The sequence below is a fragment of the Rhodobacter sp. P1_C2 genome (genome assembly GCF_056406375.1).
Genome location: NZ_JBFUAG010000002.1, coordinates 50,271 through 67,053 on the forward strand (window position 1 = coordinate 50,271; position 16,783 = coordinate 67,053).

The 16,783-nt window shown below is 66.4% G+C and carries 12 protein-coding genes; 3 read left to right on the top strand and 9 right to left on the bottom strand.

Annotation, left to right across the window (positions count from 1 at the left end; translation table 11 throughout):
* Positions 1-16: 16 nt before the first annotated feature.
* Together AC1DZT_RS03055 and AC1DZT_RS03060 are read right to left on the bottom strand one after the other, a co-directional pair.
* A complete protein-coding gene (locus AC1DZT_RS03055; protein WP_478005129.1) occupies positions 17-2,452 on the bottom strand; it encodes a GcvT family protein in 2,436 nt (811 codons plus the stop codon).
* Between the two features lie 69 nt (positions 2,453-2,521).
* Positions 2,522-4,963 (bottom strand): GcvT family protein, encoded by a 2,442-nt coding sequence (locus AC1DZT_RS03060; protein WP_478005130.1) that lies wholly within the window; start codon positions 4,961-4,963, stop codon positions 2,522-2,524.
* A gap of 99 nt (positions 4,964-5,062) precedes the next feature.
* On the opposite strand from AC1DZT_RS03060, the gene AC1DZT_RS03065 reads away from it, so the two are divergent.
* Positions 5,063-5,917 (top strand): LysR family transcriptional regulator, encoded by an 855-nt coding sequence (locus AC1DZT_RS03065; protein WP_478005131.1) that lies wholly within the window; start codon positions 5,063-5,065, stop codon positions 5,915-5,917.
* A gap of 87 nt (positions 5,918-6,004) precedes the next feature.
* Here AC1DZT_RS03065 and hutU read toward each other — a convergent pair whose 3' ends face one another.
* The 3 genes from hutU to hutI are packed head-to-tail and all read right to left on the bottom strand — an operon-like array spanning position 6,005 to position 10,410.
* Positions 6,005-7,684 (bottom strand): urocanate hydratase, encoded by a 1,680-nt coding sequence (gene hutU / locus AC1DZT_RS03070; RefSeq protein ID WP_478005132.1) that lies wholly within the window; start codon positions 7,682-7,684, stop codon positions 6,005-6,007.
* A gap of 7 nt (positions 7,685-7,691) precedes the next feature.
* Positions 7,692-9,221, bottom strand: a complete 1,530-nt coding sequence (gene hutH, locus AC1DZT_RS03075; RefSeq protein ID WP_478005133.1) for a histidine ammonia-lyase — start codon at positions 9,219-9,221, stop codon at positions 7,692-7,694.
* Complete coding sequence (gene hutI, locus AC1DZT_RS03080; protein WP_478005134.1) at positions 9,211-10,410, bottom strand: imidazolonepropionase; 1,200 nt, start codon at positions 10,408-10,410, stop codon at positions 9,211-9,213. Before hutI ends, hutH begins: the two co-directional genes overlap by 11 nt.
* Positions 10,411-10,476: 66 nt before the next feature.
* Here hutI and AC1DZT_RS03085 point away from each other — a divergent pair, with 66 nt between their 5' ends.
* Together AC1DZT_RS03085 and AC1DZT_RS03090 are read left to right on the top strand one after the other, a co-directional pair.
* Positions 10,477-11,832: a formimidoylglutamate deiminase gene (locus AC1DZT_RS03085; RefSeq protein ID WP_478005135.1), complete on the top strand. Its 1,356-nt coding sequence runs from the start codon at positions 10,477-10,479 to the stop codon at positions 11,830-11,832.
* Positions 11,832-12,518, top strand: a complete 687-nt coding sequence (locus tag AC1DZT_RS03090) for a GntR family transcriptional regulator (RefSeq protein ID WP_478005136.1) — start codon at positions 11,832-11,834, stop codon at positions 12,516-12,518. Before AC1DZT_RS03085 ends, AC1DZT_RS03090 begins: the two co-directional genes overlap by 1 nt.
* Positions 12,519-12,573: 55 nt before the next feature.
* On the opposite strand, the gene AC1DZT_RS03095 is transcribed toward AC1DZT_RS03090, so the two are convergent.
* The 4 genes from AC1DZT_RS03095 to AC1DZT_RS03110 form a co-directional block, all read right to left on the bottom strand.
* Positions 12,574-13,284 (bottom strand): VPLPA-CTERM sorting domain-containing protein, encoded by a 711-nt coding sequence (locus AC1DZT_RS03095; protein ID WP_478005137.1) that lies wholly within the window; start codon positions 13,282-13,284, stop codon positions 12,574-12,576.
* Positions 13,285-13,545: 261 nt separating this feature from the next.
* Positions 13,546-14,496 (bottom strand): PHP domain-containing protein, encoded by a 951-nt coding sequence (locus tag AC1DZT_RS03100; RefSeq protein WP_478005502.1) that lies wholly within the window; start codon positions 14,494-14,496, stop codon positions 13,546-13,548.
* Positions 14,497-14,938: 442 nt separating this feature from the next.
* Positions 14,939-15,676, bottom strand: coding sequence for an SDR family oxidoreductase (locus AC1DZT_RS03105; protein WP_478005138.1), 738 nt, complete (start codon positions 15,674-15,676; stop codon positions 14,939-14,941).
* Positions 15,673-16,773: a mandelate racemase/muconate lactonizing enzyme family protein gene (locus AC1DZT_RS03110; RefSeq protein WP_478005139.1), complete on the bottom strand. Its 1,101-nt coding sequence runs from the start codon at positions 16,771-16,773 to the stop codon at positions 15,673-15,675. The genes AC1DZT_RS03105 and AC1DZT_RS03110 overlap by 4 nt, the downstream gene beginning before the upstream one ends.
* Positions 16,774-16,783 lie beyond the last annotated feature (10 nt).

Below are 16,783 nucleotides of genomic sequence, written 5' to 3' on the forward strand. Positions count from 1 at the left end.
GCGCCCCGGGTGCCAGCTACAACCGCACCCGTTCGGCCTTAGGGTCATACATCGGCACCAAAGAGGCCAAGGCCCGATGCCGCACCCCCGCCACCTCGATCTCGTAGGAAGACCCCAGCACCTCCGCCTCCGACTCCCCCTTGCACGGCACATAACCCAGCCCCACCGCCGCGCCGAGGAAATGGCCGTAATTGCCCGAGGTCACCGGCCCCACGATCCTGCCATCCCGCACGATCGCCTCGTTGTGGAACAACAGGGGTTCGGGGTCCTCCAGCCGGAACTGCACCAGCCGCCGGTTCAGACCGGCTTCCGCCTTCCGCAGCACCTCCTCCCGCCCGATGAAATCGGGCTTCTTCGTGCGCACCGCAAAGCCGAGGCCGGCTTCCAGCACATGGTCCTCATCGGTGATGTCATGGCCGAAGTGGCGATAGGCCTTCTCGATCCGGCACGAATCCAACGTGTGCAACCCGCACAGCGTCAGCAGCCCGGTCTCCTCCAGCGCCTCGAAGACATGCGCCGTCTGGTCGGAACTGACATAGATCTCCCAGCCCAGCTCGCCCACATAGGTCACCCGATGCGCCCGGGCGAGGCCCATGCCGATCTCGATTTCCCTTGCCGTACCAAAGGGATGCGCTGCATTGCTGAAGTCGTTGGGGCTGACGGCGGCCATGACCTCGCGCGCCTTGGGCCCCATGACACACAGAACCGATTCCGCCGCCGTCACATCGGTGAGGACGACGAAAGCCTCGCCCAGATGCCGCCGCATCCAGGCCAGATCGCGCTGCAGGGTCGCGCCCGGCACCACGGCAAGGTAGGCCGTCTCGGACAGCCGCGTCACCGTCAGATCGCTCTCGATCCCGCCGCGCACATTCAGCATCTGGGTATAGACGATCCGCCCGACCGGCACATCCATCTCATTGCCGCAGAGCCGGTTGAGGAAGGCACAGGCGTCGCGCCCCTCCACCCGGATCTTGCCGAACGAGGTCATGTCGAAGAAGCCGACCCCGGTCCGCACCGCCAGATGCTCGGCCTTCTGGTTCTCGAACCAGTTCTGCCGTTGCCAGGAATACTGATACTCCCGCTCCTGCCCCGGACGCGCGAACCAGTTGGCGCGCTCCCAGCCCGCCACTTCGCCGAACACCGCCCCCCGCGCCTTCAGATGTTCATGCAGGGGCGAGCGCCGCACCCCGCGTGAGGTTGCCATCTGCCGATAGGGGAAATGGTCAGCGTAGAGCAGGCCAAGCGTCTCCGACACCCGCTCTTTCAGGTATCGTCGGTTCTTCTGGAAGGGCTGGGCGCGGCGGATATCGACCTCCCACAGGTCGAACGGCGCCTCGCCCTCGGTGATCCAATGCGCCAGCGCCATGCCCGCCCCGCCCGATCCGGCAATACCGACCGAGTTATAGCCGGCCGCCACCCAATACCCGCCCAGCTCCGGCGCCTCGCCGAGGTAATAGCGGTCATCGGGGGTGAAGCTTTCCGGCCCGTTGAAGAAGGTGTGGATGCCGGCGGTCTGGAACAAAGGCATCCGCTCGGCGGCCATTTCCAGGATGGGCGTGAAATGCTCCCAATCCTCCGGCAAGGTGTCGAACATGAAATCCTCGCGGATGCCCGCCATGCCCCAGGGCTTGGCCTTGGGCTCGAAGGCGCCGACCATCATCTTGCCCGCGTCGCTCTTGTAATAGGCGCATTCGTCCGGCACCCGCAGCACCGGCAGATGGCCCAGACCCGGCACCGGCTCGGTGATCAGGTAGAAATGCTCGCAGGCGTGCAGCGGCAAGGTCACCCCCGACTGCGCCGCCAGATCCCTGCCCCACATGCCGCCGCAGTTGACCACCACATCGGCGGCGATATGCCCCGGTTCGCCATCTGCGCCGATGTAATCGACCCCGGTCACCCGGCCATTGGCCTTGGTCACCGCCGTCACTTTGGTATGTTCGAAAATCTGCGCCCCGCGCATCCGCGCGCCCTTGGCCAGCGCCATGGCGATATTGGCCGGGTCGCATTGCCCATCCAAAGGCAGATGCACCGCACCGACCACACCATCCACATTCAGATGCGGGTACATCGCCTTGACATCGCTGGCAGAAATCTCGGTGACATCTACGTCGAAAATCCGCGCCACCGTGGCCTGGCGCAACAGCTCCTCCCGCCGCGCCGCGGTCAAGGCGACCGAGATGCTGCCCACCTGCCGCATCCCCGTCTCGACCCCGGTCTCGGCGGCGAGCTTCACATAAAGATCCGCCGAATACTTCGCCAAGCGCGTCATGTTGGCCGACCCGCGCAGCTGCCCGATCAACCCCGCCGCATGCCAGGTCGTGCCAGACGTCAGCTGCTTACGCTCCAGAAGAACGACATCGCTCCACCCCATCTTCGCCAGATGATAGGCCACCGAACAGCCCGAGACGCCGCCCCCAATCACCACCGCCCGCGCGTTTTTCGGAATGCTCATCCCGCTGCCCTTTTCATTGGTCCACAAATATCCCGGGGGTGCGGGGGCTGGCCCCCGCTCCGCCGCCTGTCACGCGCGGATGCGCTGGTTCTTCGGGTCCCACAGCGGCGCATCCTCCTGCACCACCGCCGGGTAAAGCCTGCCGAAGATCTCGACCTCGACCCTCGTCCCCGGCACATTCAACCCGCTCCGCAACATCCCGAGCCCGATGCAGCCCCCGACCCGGTGGCCGTAATAGCCCGAGGTCACCTCGCCCACGACCTCGCCTCCCGACCAGATCGTCGACATATAGGGCGGGTCCTGGTCCCCGGCCTCGATCAGGAGGGTGCAGAAGCGCTTGGTCACCCCGCGCTGCCGCTCGGCCTCCAAGGCCGCCTTGCCGCGGAATGCCGGTTTGGCCCAGTCGACAAAGCGTTCAAGACCGCCCTGCAAGATGCTGTAATCGGTCGACAAATCGCCCTTCCAGGCCCGGTAGCCCTTCTCGATCCGCAGGGAATTGAGCGCGAACATCCCGAAGGGCTTCAAGCCCATGGGCGCCCCCGCCGCCAGCACCGCATCCCAGACCTGCGGCGTATCGGCGAGCCGGGAATGGATCTCCCAGCCCAGTTCCCCGGCAAAGGAGACGCGGAAGAGGTAGACCTCCGCCCCCGCGATCCGCGCGGTCTGAAAGCTGAGCCAGGGCAGGCTCAAATCGGCCTCGGCCACCTTTTCCAGAATGGCGCGCGACTTGGGCCCGGTCAGGATCTGGCAGGACCAGTGATCGGTGCCCTCCGACAGGGTCAGACCGGGGGCGAGGTGTTTCACCAGCCATGCGCGGTCATGCGCCTCGGCTGTCGCGGCGGTGATGAGCAGGAGCTCCTCCTCGCCCAGCCGGGCCACCGACATTTCAGTGACGATCCGCCCCTTGTCATCGGCGAAATAGGCCAGGCCCAGACGACCCACCGGCGGCACCTTGCCGGTGATCTGAGCCGACAGCCAGTCCACCACCCCCGGCCCCGTGATCCGGAAGCGGCTGAACCCCGGCAGGTCGAGGATCCCCGCCGCATCGCGCACCGCCGCACATTCGGCCGCCACCGCGTCGAACCAAGGGCCCTTGCGGTCCCAGGTCTGCTGCGCCGCCTCGGACACATCGTCGCCGGGACGCGCATACCAGAGCGCCCGCTCCCAACCGTTATAGGGGCCAAACTGCGCGCCGAGGGCGCTGGTGCGGTCATGGACGGCGCTCAGCTTCTTGTTCCGCCCCTCGGGCCAGACGTGATGCGGGAACTGGATCGCATATTCGTGGCCATAGACCTCCATCCCCTTCTTCACGCAATAGTCGGGGTCCTCAAACCCGGTGAAACGGCGCGGGTCGCAGGACCACATGTCCCATTCGGTGGCGCCCTCGGTCACCCATTCGGCCAGAACCTTGCCGGCCCCGCCCGCCTGGCAGATGCCGAAGGTGAAGACGCAAGCCTCAAACGCATTGGGCACGCCGGGCATCGGGCCGATCAAAGGGTTGCCGTCGGGCGTATAGGGGATCGGGCCGTTGATCACCTTGGTGAGCGCGGCCTTCTCCAGCAAGGGCACCCGGGCCATGGCGTCGGCGATGTGCCACTCCAGCCGATCCAGATCGTCGGGGAACAGCTGGAAGCTGAAATCCTCGGGGAAAGGATCGTCCGGCGTCGCCCAATGCGCCCGGCAATTGCCCTCGTAGGGGCCAAGGTTGAAGCCGTTCTTTTCCTGCCGCAGGTAATAGGAGCTGTCCACATCGCGCAAGAGCGGCAGCTTGTGGCCGACCTCCTTCGACCAAGTTTCCAACTCGGGAATGGTGTCGAACAGCATGTATTGATGGCTCATCACCATCATCGGCAGATCGCGGCCGAACCATTTGGCGACCTCGCGGGCGTAATAGCCCGCCGCGTTCACCACATAGTCGCAGCGGATCTCGCCCTTGGGGGTGGAAATCACCCAATCCTCGCCCTCGCGCCGCGCCCCGGTGGCCGGGCAGAAGCGCTCGATCCGCGCCCCCATCGCCCGCGCCCCCTTGGCGAGCGCCTGGGTCAGCTGCGCCGGGTCGATGTCGCCGTCGTAAGGGTCGTACAAAGCGCCCTTCAGATCGTGCAAGGCCAGGAAGGGATATTTCGCAGAAATATCGTCCGGCGTCAGCAGCTCCAGGTCCATCCCCTGATAGCGCCCCATGCCGACGACGCGGCGGAATTCCTGCATCCGCTCCTCGCCATGCGCCAGCCGCAGCGAGCCGGTGACATGGTAGTTCATCGGGTAATCGACCTCTTCGCCGAGACGTCGATAGAGGCTCGCCGAATAGCGCTGCATGTTCATGATCGACCAGGAGGAAGAGAAGGTCGGCACATTGCCCGCCGCATGCCAGGTCGAACCCGCCGTCAGCTCGTTCTTCTCCAGCAGAACGCAATCCGTCCAGCCCGCCTTGGCCAGATGATAAAGCGAGGAGACGCCGACCGCCCCGCCCCCGATGATCACCACCCGCGCCCGTGTCGGAAAATCAGCCATGTCGCACTCCCTCTTCGCGGGCCAGTATCGCCCCCCGGTCCGAGGCTTTCAATTCATGGCATTCCGGTCTATTGATCGGAGAAACCGATCAGGACAGAGATGCAGATCGAGCTGATTGACACATTCCTCGACCTGATCGAGACGCGCAGCTTTCACCGCACGGCAGAGCGGCTGCATGTCACGCAATCCACCGTCTCGGCCCGGGTCCAGGCGCTGGAGGCTTCGGTGGGGGCGCGGCTTTTCACCCGCTCGCGCGCGGGGACGGATCTGTCGACCGAGGGGCTGAAGTTCGAGGTCCATGCCCGCGGCCTGCGCCATGCCTGGGCCGAGGCGCAACGGGCGGTCCTGCCCTCGGGCACGGCGGCGGTGGTTTTGCGGATCGGCATCCAGAACGACCTTGCGGCGGGGACGATCGGGGAATGGGTGTCGAACTTCCGCCGCGCCCTGCCCGATTGCGGCTTTTACATCGAGCCGGATTACTCGGTCCAGATGTGCCGTGACATCGACCGCGGCGCGCTGGATTTCGCGGTGGTCTATTCGCCGCAGGCCCTTCCGGACCTTTACATCGAAAGCCTCGGCGCGGTGCGCTACCGGCTGATCAGCTCTGACGGGGCGGCGCGGGCCGATCTGACCCCGGCGCGCTACATCCGCGGCGCCTATTCCGCGGCCTTCGACGAGACGCACCGCCAGGTGATGCCGGAATTTGCGACGGCGCCCCTCGCCTCGGGCGCCAATGCGGCGGTGGCGGGGCTTTTGTCGGCGATGGGCGGGGCGGGATTCGTGCTGGAGGAGACGGCGGCGCGGATGCAGGCCACCGGCGGCTTTCACGCGGTCGCGGATGCCTTGCCGATCAGCCAGCCGATCTATGCCGTGATGCACCAGCGCCACCGCACCAGCCGGATGCACCGGCGGCTGACCCGGATCGTGGCGCGGGAAATCGCCGAGCGCCGCTGACCGGGGGGCGCTCCGCGGACCCGGCTGGGAGGGTTTCACACCCTCCCAGACCCTCCCGTGGGATATTTATGGACCAATGAAAGGCGCTCAGTTGCCGAGGATGCCCGGCAGGCGGAGGCCATGGTCCTTGGCGCATTGGATGGCGGTGTCGTAGCCCGCATCGGCATGGCGCCAGACGCCGGAGGCGGGGTCGTTCCAGAGGACGCGCTCGAGGCGCTTGGCGGCCTCGGGCGTGCCGTCGGCGACGATGACCACGCCGGCGTGCTGCGAAAAGCCCATGCCGACGCCGCCGCCGTGGTGGATCGAGACCCAGGTGGCGCCGGACGCGGTGTTGACCAGAGCATTCAGGAGCGGCCAGTCGGAGACGGCGTCGGACCCGTCCTTCATGGCCTCCGTCTCGCGGTTGGGGCTGGCGACCGAACCGGAATCGAGATGGTCGCGGCCGATGACGATCGGGGCCTTCAATTCGCCGCTGGCGACCATCTCGTTGAACATGAGGCCCGCGCGGTGGCGGTCGCCGAGGCCGATCCAGCAGATCCGCGCCGGCAGGCCCTGGAAGGCGATCCGTTCCGAGGCCATGTCAAGCCAGCGGTGCAGGTGCTTGTTTTCCGGGAAGAGTTTCTTCATCGCCTCGTCGGTCTTGCGGATATCCTCGGGGTCGCCGGAGAGCGCCACCCAGCGGAAGGGGCCGATGCCCTTGCAGAAGAGCGGGCGGATATAGGCGGGGACGAAACCGGGGAAGGCGAAGGCGTTTTCCAGCCCCTCTTCCTTGGCGACCTGGCGGATGTTGTTGCCGTAATCGAGGGTGGGCACCCCGGCGTTCCAGAAATCGACCATGGCGGCGACATGGGCGCGCATGGAGTGGCGCGCGGCGGTCTGCACGGCTTGCGGATCGCTTTCCTGCTTCGCGCGCCATTCGCCGGTGGTCCAGCCGGCCGGGCAATAGCCATGCAGCGGGTCGTGGGCCGAGGTCTGGTCGGTGACGATATCGGGACGCATGCCGCCGGCCTTCATTCTGGCGAAGATCTCGGGGAAGACCTCGGCGGCATTGCCGAGAAGGCCGACCGACTTCGCCTCACCCTTCGCCGTCCATTCCGCAATCATTCCAAGGGCTTCGTCGAGGGTCTTCGCCTTGGCATCGACATAGCGGGTGCGGATGCGGAAGTCGATCCGGGTCTCGTCAACCTCGACCGCGAGGCAGCAGGCGCCGGCGAAGACCGCGGCCAGCGGCTGGGCGCCGCCCATACCGCCGAGACCGCCGGTCAGGATCCACTTGCCCTTCAGGTCTCCGTTGTAATGCTGGCGGCCGGCCTCGGCGAAAGTCTCGTAAGTTCCCTGCACAATGCCTTGAGTTCCAATGTAAATCCAGGACCCGGCGGTCATCTGGCCATACATCATCAGGCCCTTCTTATCGAGGGCGTTGAAATGCTCCCAGGTCGCCCAATGCGGCACGAGGTTGGAATTGGCGATCAGCACGCGGGGGGCGTCGGTATGGGTCTTGATGATGGCGATGGGCTTGCCGGACTGGACGAGCAGGGTCTCGTCAGCCTCGAGGTCGCGCAGACCGGCGCAGATGCGGTCGAAATCCTCCCAGGTGCGGGCGGCGCGGCCGATGCCACCGTAGACCACCAATTCATGAGGGTTTTCAGCGACATCGGGGTGGAGGTTGTTCATCAGCATCCGCAGGGGCGCCTCGGTCAGCCATGACTTGGCGGTAAGTTCGGTGCCGGTGGCGGGGAAGATGTCGCGGGTGTTGTGGCGGGTCATGTCAGCCTCACAAGGTGGGAAGGGGGATGCCGGCAGCGCGGGCGAGCGCGCCAGAGCCGATCAGGCGGGAAGCGGCGGCAAGGTCGGGGGCCATGTAGCGGTCGTCGCCGAGGGTGGCGACATCCTGGCGCAGGCGGGCGACCACGGCCTGCAAAGGCGAAGAGGTCGGCAAAGGGGCACGGAAATCAATGCCTTGCGCGGCGGTGATCGCCTCGACCCCGAGGATGACGTTCAGGTTCTCGATCATCCGGGAGAGCCGCCGCGCGCCATGGGCGGCCATCGAGACGTGATCCTCCTGGTTGGCGGAGGTGGGGGTGCTGTCGATCACGGTCGGATGGGCCAGGTGCTTGTTTTCGCTCATCAAAGCGGCCGTGGTGACCTCGGCGATCATCAGGCCGGAGTTGAGGCCCGGCCGCGGCGTCAGGAAAGCCGGCAGGTCGAAGGAGAGGACCGGATCCACCATCAAAGCCACGCGGCGTTGCGCGATGGCGCCGATTTCCGAGATGGCCATGGCGAGCATATCGGCTGCAAAACCAACGGGTTCGGCGTGGAAGTTGCCACCGGAGACGATCTGGCCATTGGCCAGAACCAGGGGGTTGTCGGTCGCGGCATTGGCCTCGATCTCGAGCGTGCGGGCGGCCTGGCGGATCACGTCCATCGCAGCACCAGTCACCTGGGGCTGGCAGCGGATGCAATAGGGGTCCTGCACGCGGGTATCGCCCTCGCGGTGGCTTTCGCGGATCACCGAACCGTCGAGCAGGCTGCGCAAGGTGGCCGCGGCCTCGATCTGGCCGGGATGACCGCGCAGGGTATGGATCTGCGGCTCCAGCGGGGCGGTGGAGCCCATGATGGCGTCGGTCGACAGGGCCGAGGTGACAAGGGCAGATTGCGCGGCATTCCAGGCGCCGAAGAGGCCGGCCAAGGCATAAGCGGTGGAGAACTGGGTGCCGTTGATCAGGGCAAGACCCTCTTTCGGGCCAAGCACGACGGGGGAAAGCCCAGCATCGGCAAGGGCTTGCGCGCCGGTCTTGATCTTGCCGTCATGGGTCGCCTCGGCCTCGCCGATCATCACGGCGGCCATATGGGCCAGGGGGGCGAGGTCGCCGCTGGCGCCGACCGAGCCTTGCGCCGGGATCACCGGCGTCACGCCCTTGGCGAGCATGCCTTCGAGCAGGGCCACGATGTCCCACCGCACGCCCGAAGCGCCACGGCCAAGGGAGAGCAGTTTCAGCGCCATCATCAGGCGGGCGACGGCGCGGGGCATCGGCTCCCCTACCCCGCAGCAATGCGACAGGATCAGGTTTTTCTGAAGCGTTGCAGTATCTTGCGGGGCGATCTTCAGGCTGGCCAATTTGCCGAAGCCGGTGTTCACGCCATAGACGGCGGTGGTGCCGGCGGCGGCCTCGGCGATGCGGGCAGCGGCCCATTCGACGCCTGCGCGAGCCGAAGGATGCAAGGTGGCGGGCGCCTCCTCGCGGTAGAGGCGTTCAAGCTGGGCAAGGGTCGTCTCGCCGGGGATCAGGATTTCAGGCGTCAAAGCGGCCTCCGAAGATGCGGGAACGGAGCGCGGTGGCCCCAATTCGGTAAGAGATTTCAGCGGGATGCTTGGCTTCCCAGATGCAGAGATCGGCGCGTTTGCCGGGGGCCACGACACCACAATCCGTCAGCCCCAGGGCGCGGGCGGCGTGGACCGTGGTGCCTTGCAAGGCCTCCAGCGGGGTCAGGCGGAAGAGGACGCAGGCCATGTTCATCGCCAGCGTCAGCGAGGTCATCGGCGAGGTGCCGGGGTTGCAATCGGTGGCCACCGCCATCGGCACACCGGCGGCGCGCAGCGTCTCGATCGGGGGCAGCTGACGTTCGCGGATCGCGTAGAAGGCGCCCGGCAGGATCACCGCGACCGAGCCGGCAGAGGCCATCGCCTCGACCCCATCGGCGCGCAGGTATTCCAGGTGATCGACCGACAAGGCACCGTGATGGGCGGCCATGACAGCGCCTTTGAGGTCAGACAGCTGCTCGGCATGCAACTTGACCGGGATGCCGAGGGCGCGGGCCTCGTCAAACAGCCGGGCGACCTCGGCGGGGGAAAAGGCGATGCCCTCGCAGAAGGCGTCCACCGCATCGACAAGGCCCAGAGCGGCGGCCTCGCGCAGCGAGGGGATGGCGACCTCCTCGATGTAAGCCATGGAACGGCCAGCATATTCCTGCGGCACGGCATGGGCGGCCAGATGGGTGACCTTGACCCGCACCGGCCGGTTGGCCGCGATCTGGCGGGCGACGCGGAGCATCTTGATCTCGTCCGCAATCGTCAGACCATAGCCCGATTTCACCTCGATCACCGCGGCGCCGGAGGCGATGATCTGGTCGGCGCGGGCGAGCGCGAGGGCCAAGAGCTCCTCCTCCGACGCGGCACGGGTGGCGCGGACGGTGGAAACGATGCCGCCGCCGGCGCGGGCGACCTCTTCGTAACTCGCGCCGTTCAGCCGCATCTCGAACTCGTTCGCACGGTCGCCGGCAAAGACGATATGGGTGTGGCAGTCGATCAGCGCGGGCGTCACCAGCCGCCCGCCCACGTCATGTTGCGGCAGATGGGCATAGGCTTTGGGCAGGCCGTCCATCGGGCCGGCGAAGGCGATCTTTTCGTCTTCAAGCACCACGGCGGCCTTGGGGATCAGACCATAACCGTTGACCATGGTGGCGAGCGTTGCATTGCTGAGAAGAATCGACATGCTCTTGCCTTATGTCTGGATATATGGCTATTATGTCTATACATATTCACCTGTCAAGGAGATGCCATGCTGCTGCACGCACAACAGGCGCTTTTGCCCGAAGGTTGGGCGCAAGATGTGACCCTTGAGGTTGCCGCAGGCCGCATCACGGGCGTGACGCGTGGGGGCACGGGTGCCGGGGCCGCGCGCGTCGACTGCCTCTTGCCGGCGCCGGTCAACCTGCATTCCCACATGTTCCAGCGCGCGATGGCCGGGTTGACCGAGTATCGCACCGCCGGGCAGGACTCGTTTTGGACCTGGCGCAGCCTGATGTACCGCTTTCTGGAGCAGCTTTCGCCCGAGGATGTCGAGGCGATTGCCGCGATGGTCATGGTGGAAATGGCCGAGGCGGGCTATGCTGCGGTGGCAGAGTTTCACTATCTGCATCATGGACTTGGCGGGCAATCTTACAGCGACCGGGCCGAGATGGCGGGACGGATTGCGGCGGCGGCACAGACCACGGGCCTGGGGCTGACCCTGCTGCCGGTGCTTTATGAGCGCGGCGGCTGTGACGGGCGCGCCTTGGCGGGCGGGCAGCTGCGCTTTGGCAATGACATGGCGGGCTTTGCCGAGCTGATGGCCGGGGCGAAGGCGCATCTGTCTGCCCTGCCGGAGGACACCGGACTTGGCCTCGCGCCACATTCGCTGCGCGCAGTCTCCGCCTCCAGCCTTTCGGCGGCGGCGGCGCTGTCGCCGGGGCCGATTCACATTCACGTCGCCGAGCAAGTGGCTGAAGTGGATGAGGTTCTGGCCTTTACCGGCCAGCGCCCGGTGGACTGGCTTCTGACCCACGAACCGGTGGATCAGCGCTGGTGCCTGATCCATGCGACGCAGATGGAGGCTTCGGAGACCCTGGCGCTGGCGGCCTCGGGGGCGGTGGCGGGGCTTTGCCCGATCACCGAGGCGAACCTCGGCGACGGCATCTTCGACGGCGCGCGCTACCTTGCGGCGGGCGGCAAGTTCGGCATCGGGTCGGACAGCAATGTGCGGATATCCCTGTCGGAGGAGATGCGGATTCTTGAATATTCTCAGCGGCTTGGCATGAAGGCGCGGGCCGTGTTGGCCGAAGGAGACCGCTCGGTCGGGCGGGTGATCTTCGACGGCATGGTTTCGGGCGGGGCGCAGGCCGCCGGGCGCGCCTCGGGGGCGATCGAGGTGGGCATGTGGGCCGATCTGGTGGCGCTGGACGCTTCGGGGCCGGATATGGCGGGGCGCAAGGGGGATCGGTTGCTCGACACCTTTGCCTTTGCCGGCGATGACCGGATGGTCCGGCATCTCTGGTCGGCGGGGCGCGCCATCGTGCAGGACGGCCGCCATATCGCCCGCGATGCCGTGCAGGCGCGGTTTGGCCGTGTGATGGCGCGTCTTGCAGAGGCGCTCTGATGGCCGGGTGGGAGGAGATCCGGCGCGAGGTCCTGGCCCGAATCCGCTCGCGCCTCTGGCCGCCGGGGGCGCTGATCCCCGGCGAGGAGGCGCTGGCGCAGGAATTCGGCGTGGCGCGGGCCACGGTGAACCGGGCGCTCTCTGAACTCGCCCGCAGCGGTGTGGTGGAGCGGCGGCGCAAGGCCGGGACGCGGGTCGCCGTCCTTCCGGTGCGCAAGGCGACGCTGGACATCCCCCTGATCCGCGCCGAGGTCGAGGCGCGGGGCGAGGTTTATGGCCTCCGCCTCCTGCAGAGGGAGACGGCCCAGCCCCCCGTCCCGGTCGCGGCGCGGCTGGGTCTGCGCGAGGCAAGCCTCGAGATGCTGCATCTGCGGACACTGCACCTTGCCTCTGGCCGGCCCTTCGTGGTCGAGGAGCGCTGGCTGAACCCGGCCGCCCTGCCCGCGCCCCTGCCCGATTTCGCCAAGGTCAGCGCCAATGAATGGCTGGTGGCGGAGGTCTCCTTCACCACCGGCGACATCGCCTTTTCCGCCGAACCGGCCAGCGGGCCGGAGGCGGCTGCGCTGGCAGTGCCCGAGGGCACGGCGCTTTTCGTGACCGAACGCTGCACCTGGGCGCCGGAGGCGCCGATCACCTGGGTCCGGCTCGCCTATGCGCCGGGCTATCGGCTGTCGACGATGCTGTAAACGAAAACGGCCCCCGCTTTGCGCAGGGGCCGGTCCCAAAAAAATTCAGACTGGATCAGGCCGACTTGCGGCGGCGCGCAAAGGCGACAAGGGCGGCAAGACCACCGGCCAGCAGCGGCATGCCCGCCGGCAGCGGCACTGCGGCAATCGCGGGGGCCGTCCTGATCTGGAAGGTGGCAGTCAGCGACCCGGTATTGTCGCCATAGTAACCCGGCAGCCCATGGAAGCCGAAGGAATCCACGAAGCCCAGGAGCAGCGTATCCGCCTTGCCCGGCAGGAAGAACTTCTGCACCGTGCCCGTCGCACTCTTGCCGTCGCCGATGAAGAACACCCGGTTCACGCCCACGGTGAATTTCTGATTCCCCAGCGAGGCCGCGGTATAGCTGCGGCTCAGGGGTTCAGACCCGCTGACCGGCGGCTTCTTGCTGTTGATGAAGACCCCGGCCAGAAACATCTGGGTCGGCGCGGAGATCCCGGCAATCCCGTTGAGGCCGCTCACATCGGTCGTGCCCGAACCCGTGTTGCTGCCGCCATCCGGCCCGATCCCGGGCGTTCCGCTGCAGCAATCGGTCAGACCGGTCACCGAGGAGAAGCGCAAAAACTGCCCCAATCCTGCCGTGAAGGAAAACGACTTCGGCGCCGTACTGGCCCCATTCGGGCCGAGACCAGCCCCATAAACCGAATCCGTGGCCAGAACGTTCAATGTGGCAGAGGAAGCTGTGGTTGCCGCCAGAATGCCAGCCGCCAAGACAATGTATTTGATCATTTCTCTACGTCCAACCTTTACCAAACTACACCAGCAATCCCGACCATCATACCAATCCCGCATCTCCGCCCCTCGAGTCCGAGACCCGAAGGAAACGATATTCAGCAAGACTTAGCCCGGATAATTCCTCCATTAAGCCCATCAATTCGTCACAAGTCAAACATTCTTTCGCCTTATTTCTCGTTGCGCTTCAATGGGCCCGCCGTTGCAAGGGTCGTTTCCAATCCTGCAACAATGCGGGCCGGGTCGTGGCACGAGGCTTCAAAGCCGGCGCGGGTTCTTCGCGGTGGCACCGGTCCAGATCGGGTTGGACCAGGCCCTGCGGCCCGCGGCATCGATCACCGCTGCGCGCACCCAGGGCGAGTTGTTGAGGCGCTCCATCGGCACGGCGCCCTTGGTCAGCGAATTGCCATGCACCGCCTTGGCCCCCGTGCCCCAGCCGATCGCGATGATCGAGGAGACGGCGGAACATTCCACCACCAGATGGCCATCCTCGACGCGCACATCGCGCAGCTCGGGGCCCTGGCTCGAATAGAAAGCCCCCTCCTTCAGCGCGGCGAGCAGGGCTTCGGGGGTGTTCTCTTCGGATTTCACCATGACCCAGCCGCCGAAATGGTCGGGTTCGGAGAAATGCGCGTCATCGGTGGCGATCAGGGTCAGGGCGCGGCCCTCGGTCAGAAGCTGGTCGGCGATGGCAAAGCCATCGGGCCGGTCGCAGCCGGTGGCGCAGCCGTGGTTGTAGATCTCCACCGCATGGGCGGCGGTGATGGTGCGGGCGTCCTCCATCGTCAGGCCCGACCATTGCGGATGGGCGATGGCGACGAAGGCGCCGGCGGCCACGGCGCGGGCGGCGATCTCGGCCCCGGTCTCCTGCCCCGGTTCGGGCAGGAAGGAGGGCGAGTTAGAGGGCGCGAAATCCGCCGGCAGGCCGACGGCGAGGATATGCCAAAGCTCGCCATTGGCCATGGCGCCGGAGTGCAGTTCCGCCCCGAGGATCGTGGTGAAGTCATTGCGCCGGTAGCCGGTGGTGTCGACGATCGGATAGCCGTAGCGCCCGACGAAATGGTCGGTCAGAGCGAGGAAATCATAGCCCTCGGCCTGATAGCGGCGGCAGACCTCCTCGGGCGGCAGGACGCCATCCGAGCGGGTCGAATGGGTGTGCAGATTGCCGCGCCAGAAACGGCCGGGGTTGGTGAAGGCGGGCAAAGTCAGCGGCATGAGGTCCTCGCAGGCAGGTATGTTTGACGGGCGTTTCGCGGGCAAACTCGCAGGCCTTGCCCTCTGCCGCAAGCCTTAGCCCCTCGGGTTCAAAGATTTGATGACAGGTCCGCGCCGCCCCGGACTCCTGTCGCGGACCGGAACGCGGCACGGCGCTGAACCGCCAACGGCACGTTACACTCTGAGCGAAGCCCCGCCGACCCCGCCGCATCGCGGCAATCGGGGCTTTCCTCGCCACGAAAAAGCCGCAATCCATTGCTGCACTGAGACTTAGTTAACTGAGACCCAGAAGACCGAGACCCAAGAAGGAGGACCCCTCATGACCGTGACCTACGCCATGACCCTTACTCTGGTCGTCACCGGCAGCCTGACCATCGGGCTGCTGATCCATGCTGCCGTTGACCTGTTTCGCCGCCCGCGCGGCTGAACTTGGGGCTCAGCCCCGCCCGATATAGGGCATGTCGCGTGCCATCAGCGTCATGAAGGGCACGTTGACCTCCAAAGGCAGGTTCGCCATCTGCAGGACCGCCGTGGCCACATGGGCCACATCCATCACCGGCTCCACCTTGATCTGCCCATCGGCCTGCGCCACGCCGGTCTGGAAGCGCGCGGCCATCTGGGTCAGGGCATTGCCGATGTCGATCTGGCCGCAGGCGATGTTGAAGGCCCTTCCGTCAAGGCCCAGCGTCCGGGTCAGCCCGGTCACGGCATGTTTCGACATCGTATAGGGCACCGAACCCGGCCGCGGCACATGGGCCGAGATCGAGCCGTTGTTGATGATCCGCCCGCCCTGCGGGTCCTGCCGCCGCATCTGGCCAAAGGCGGCGCGGGCGCAGAGGAACATGCCGGTGATGTTGATGCCCGACAGTGCGAGCCAATCCTCGACCGGGATCTCGTCGATGGGCGCGGCCTTGGTGCCGATGCCCGCGTTGTTGAAGAGCACATCCAGCCGCCCGAAGGTTTCCACGAGGCGGGCGAAGGCCTGATCGACCTCGGCGGGTTTGGCCACGTCACAGGGCAGGATCAGCGCATTGGCGGCCTCGGCGGCGGTTTCTTCCAGCGCATCGGCGCGGCGGCCGAGGAGGCCGACCTGCCAGCCCGCCTCCAGAAACAGCCGGGCCGTGGCGCGCCCGATGCCGGAACCTGCGCCGGAGATGAGGATGGTCTGGGTCATAGGCTGCTCTCCCGATAAGTGGCGCGGGCGAGGAAATCGGGATGCACCTCCATCCCCCAGCCCGGCTCTTCGCTGACCATGACATGCCCCGCCTCGACCCGGTAGGGGTCATTGGCAAAGAGGCGGTCCTGCCAAGGGTAATAATCCAGACCCTCGATCGAAAATTCCAGATATTTGCCGGGGTTGGGGATCGCCCGCAGCAGATGCATGGTGCAGAGCGTGACGAGGCCGAGGTTGGCGGCATGGGGCGTCATCGGCAGGCCTGCGGCAGCGCCCATCCGGCAGACCTCCAAAGTGCGGGAGAGGCCGCCGAGGTACATCACATCCGGCTGCAGGATGTCGACGGCCTTGTGTTCGATGGCCAGCTGCCAGGCGGTGAACTCGCAATCCTGCTCGCCCCCCGCCACGTCGAGGGTCAGGGCGGCGCGGACCTCTGCGGTCTGATCGACCTCCCAATAGGGACAAGGTTCCTCGAAATGGCCGATGCCGTGGTCTTCCAACAGATGCCCGACCTCGATGGCGCGGGCGGGGCCGTAGCAGGAATTGCCATCCACCAGTTTGTCAATGCCGTCGCCCAAGGCCTTGGAGACGATGGGAATAACCGCCTCGGTCCGCCCCGGCCATTCGTCGCGGCCGCGCCCGCATTCGGCGCCGACGCGCCATTTGAAGGCGGTGAAGCCCTTCTCGTCGCGCAGTCTCACGAACCGCGCCGCCTCGTCCTCTGGCGTGATGTCGCGCTTCATCGAGGAGGCATAGGCGCGCAAGGGGCCCGGCGTGCCACCGATCAGCCGCACCACCGGCAGGCCCGCCTGCTTACCGCGCCAGTCCCAGACGGCGGTATCCAGCCCGGTCTGGGCGCGGCGCAGGTAGGAGCCGGGGTATTTGTGCTCGCGTTCGGAAATGAGGCGGAGCGTGTCCTCCATATCCTCCACCTCGGTGCCAAGCGCGTGGCGGGCGACCTGGCGGTGGAAGACCTCGGCGGTAATGTCGGCGTTGTAGGTCGAAAGCTGCCCCCAGCCCTGCGCGCCATCCTCGGTCGTCAGGCGGGTGAAGGTCACCTCTTGGGTGCCAATGGTTTCCAGCTTGGTGATCTTCATGTCTTATCCG

Excerpts from the sequence above, each read along its gene's own strand:
- AC1DZT_RS03055 (WP_478005129.1), bottom strand. The coding sequence starts at position 2,452 with ATGAGCATTCCGAAAAACGCGCGGGCGGTGGTGATTGGGGGCGGCGTC.
- AC1DZT_RS03060 (WP_478005130.1), bottom strand. The coding sequence starts at position 4,963 with ATGGCTGATTTTCCGACACGGGCGCGGGTGGTGATCATCGGGGGCGGG.
- AC1DZT_RS03065 (WP_478005131.1), top strand. The coding sequence starts at position 5,063 with ATGCAGATCGAGCTGATTGACACATTCCTCGACCTGATCGAGACGCGC.
- hutU (WP_478005132.1), bottom strand. The coding sequence starts at position 7,684 with ATGACCCGCCACAACACCCGCGACATCTTCCCCGCCACCGGCACCGAA.
- hutI (WP_478005134.1), bottom strand. The coding sequence starts at position 10,410 with ATGTCGATTCTTCTCAGCAATGCAACGCTCGCCACCATGGTCAACGGT.
- AC1DZT_RS03085 (WP_478005135.1), top strand. The coding sequence starts at position 10,477 with ATGCTGCTGCACGCACAACAGGCGCTTTTGCCCGAAGGTTGGGCGCAA.
- AC1DZT_RS03090 (WP_478005136.1), top strand. The coding sequence starts at position 11,832 with ATGGCCGGGTGGGAGGAGATCCGGCGCGAGGTCCTGGCCCGAATCCGC.
- AC1DZT_RS03095 (WP_478005137.1), bottom strand. The coding sequence starts at position 13,284 with ATGATCAAATACATTGTCTTGGCGGCTGGCATTCTGGCGGCAACCACA.
- AC1DZT_RS03105 (WP_478005138.1), bottom strand. The coding sequence starts at position 15,676 with ATGACCCAGACCATCCTCATCTCCGGCGCAGGTTCCGGCATCGGGCGC.
- AC1DZT_RS03110 (WP_478005139.1), bottom strand. The coding sequence starts at position 16,773 with ATGAAGATCACCAAGCTGGAAACCATTGGCACCCAAGAGGTGACCTTC.